At 35.5% G+C, this 1,860-nt stretch carries 3 protein-coding genes and 1 pseudogene; 3 read left to right on the top strand and 1 reads right to left on the bottom strand.

The genetic code is table 11. The features are described from left to right. The 3 genes and pseudogenes from AC3DU7_RS22345 to AC3DU7_RS22335 all read left to right on the top strand — a co-directional run. The coding region (locus AC3DU7_RS22345; RefSeq protein ID WP_488041503.1) for a pentapeptide repeat-containing protein at positions 1–731 on the top strand (731 nt) is incomplete at its 5' end. Positions 732–782: 51 nt separating this feature from the next. After that, positions 783–854, top strand: a pseudogene (locus tag AC3DU7_RS22340) (pentapeptide repeat-containing protein); the annotation flags it as partial. Positions 855–971: 117 nt separating this feature from the next. Further along, a complete protein-coding gene (locus tag AC3DU7_RS22335) occupies positions 972–1,292 on the top strand; it encodes a DUF559 domain-containing protein (RefSeq protein ID WP_488041502.1) in 321 nt (106 codons plus the stop codon). A gap of 356 nt (positions 1,293–1,648) precedes the next feature. Here the strand turns inward: AC3DU7_RS22335 and AC3DU7_RS22330 are convergent. Beyond that, on the bottom strand, positions 1,649–1,860 hold a 212-nt coding region (locus tag AC3DU7_RS22330; RefSeq protein ID WP_488041501.1), incomplete at its 5' end, for a PEP-CTERM sorting domain-containing protein.

Below are 1,860 nucleotides of genomic sequence, written 5' to 3'. Positions count from 1 at the left end.
ATTTAATTGATGCTAACTTGAGTGGAGCCAATTTAATTGATGCTAACTTGAGTGGAGCCAATTTAATTGATGCTAACTTGAGTGAAGCTAACTTGAGTGGAGCTAATCTGAGTGAAGCTGACTTAAGTAGTGTTAACTTGAATGGAGCAAACTTGAGTGATGCAGACTTAGATGATGTCAACTTTACGAATGTCAAAATTAGTGAACAAACAAAGATTGATAACAAATGGCGTTTAGTTTGGGAAATTATTAATCTAGGAAAACATGGTCAAAAATTAAATGATGTTGACCTGAGTAGTGCCAACTTAAGTGGCTCTAACTTAAGAGGTACTGACTTAAGATGTGCAGAGTTAAGCTATGCTAACTTGAGTGGTGCTAACTTAACTGATGCCAACTTGAGGGGTGTTAACTTGAGTGGTGCTAACTTAACTGATGCCAACTTGAGGGGTGTTAACTTGAGTGGTGCTAACTTAACTGATGCCAACTTGAGGGGTGCAAACTTTTTGCAGGCCCAATTTTTCCGTAACAAGTTGATTAACGCTAACTTAACTAATGCTATCCTGAGTGCAGTATTTTTGGGCTTTTCTGACTTGATGAATGCGAATTTAAAGGATGCCGACTTGAGGGGTGCAAACTTGAGTAGTGTTAATCTAAGCAATGCTAATCTAACCAATACTAGATTATATTGCGCTTCTTTATGCAATGCCAATCTAACAAAATCAAACCTCTAAAATGCCAATTTAACTAATGCAAACCTAGCTGAGGCAAACCTCACAGAAGCAGACTTAACAAATGCCGATTTAACCAATGCCAACTTAGCAGATGCAGATTTAACAAATGCCAGATTAGATAATGCTAATATAACAGGAACTATTCTTGATTCCTTGTCATTAAATAACTGTAGATTTAAAAGTATAAAAATAGACAATATTATCACATGGGAACATCTCAGTTTTCGCTCCCAATCAGAAGTGAAAATAGCAGAAGAACTCGACAAAAGAAACTTACTTTTTTTTCCCAATAGCGCTGCCCGTCTCACTACAAAAAAAGGGCGTGAAAATAAAGAACCAGATTTCCTCATCTGCTACAAAACCACCAAAGGATTTAAGTGGGCAATTCTCGAAGTTGATGGTTTCTATCATACACCTGAAAGACGAGTAGAAGAGCAAGAAAGAGAAAGGGACTTTGAGCGGAATGGTGTAAGAATTTATCGCTTTGACTCCAAAAAATGTTACAGAGAACCCAATAAAGTTGTGGATGAATTTTTAGAGCTGTTAGAAAATCAAAATTAATTCTATCTAATAACTAGCTGTTGGAATTATCATATCGTAGCAGTTAATAATTTGAGGTTTTGTATGAATACTGAAGAAATTTTGAAGCGTTACGAGAGTGGGGAAGGGGAGATGGGGAAAATAGAGAAATTAAATAGTGCAGAATGGCGGAAATAACTGGTTACAAAATCCTAAAAGCCTTACCAATCAATACTTATGACTTCTGATTTCCGCGTAGCGGCAATAGCTTGTTAGAAGATAACTTTTTTCATCATCAATTAAACATATTTGATGTTACATAAATTATAAGTGGGAGTTAGTAGTAACAAGATTTTAATCATCTTCAATACATCAGGTTTACGATCTTAATAAATTAGTTATTCAACTTTTTTATTGATTTTTTTTCTTGAACAAAGTCCAGCAAAACCGACTCCTAACAAACTAATAACTAAAGAAGGTTCAGGAATATCTTGGACATCTTCAATAGGAGTATCATGTTCTGATGCTTGTTCTGATGTTGATTGATGTCCTGATGTTGGTTTTAAGGTGGGTTTTGATGTTGGTTTTAAGGTGGGTTTTGATGTTGGTT

The organism is Okeania sp. (assembly GCF_983059655.1).
Note: the sequence above shows the minus strand (reverse complement) of the source record. Positions and strands in the feature narration are given on the sequence as shown.